Here is a 510-nt window from a genome sequence, read left to right as displayed (position 1 = left end):
CACACCACCGCGACCGCGTCCGGCGTCCGCTCCACCTGGGCCTCGAAGCGGGCCGGCACGGTGGTGGCGGTGTCGCCGCCCCGGGTTCCGCTCCACTCCCCGAGGGTGCGCCGGCGCTCGTCCTCGGACAGCACCTCGATCTCACCGACGCTCAACTCGGGCTCCAGCGCGACCTGTTCGAGCAGCCGGGACAGTCGCTCGGCCATCGAGGCGACCGTGGACTCGTCGAACAGCTCCCTGCTGTACTCCACGAATCCGTCGAGGCCGGTGGGGGCTCCGTCGGCGCCGTGCTGTTCCAGCAGGAAGAAGTTCAGGTCGAAGCTGACCTCCTCGACGTCCGGGGGCTCGTACCGCGCCTGGAGTCCGGGGAGTTCGAGTGCGGCGCGTTCGTTGTTCTGGAGGATGAGCATCACCTGGAACAGCGGGTTGCGCCCCATCGACCGCTCGGGATCGAGGACCTCCACCAACCGCTCGAACGGCACATCCTGATGCGCGTACGCCGCCAACGCG

1 protein-coding gene is annotated in these 510 nt (G+C 69.4%); it reads right to left on the bottom strand.

Annotated elements, in window-relative coordinates; translation table 11 throughout:
• Positions 1 to 510, bottom strand: a 510-nt coding sequence (locus N4G70_RS36910) for a condensation domain-containing protein (RefSeq protein ID WP_261717158.1), incomplete at both ends; no start/stop codon positions are given.

It is taken from the genome of Streptomyces sp. ASQP_92 (assembly GCF_025399895.1).
Classification (GTDB): Bacteria; Actinomycetota; Actinomycetes; order Streptomycetales; family Streptomycetaceae; genus Streptomyces.
This window is presented reverse-complemented; position numbering and strand designations above follow the sequence as displayed.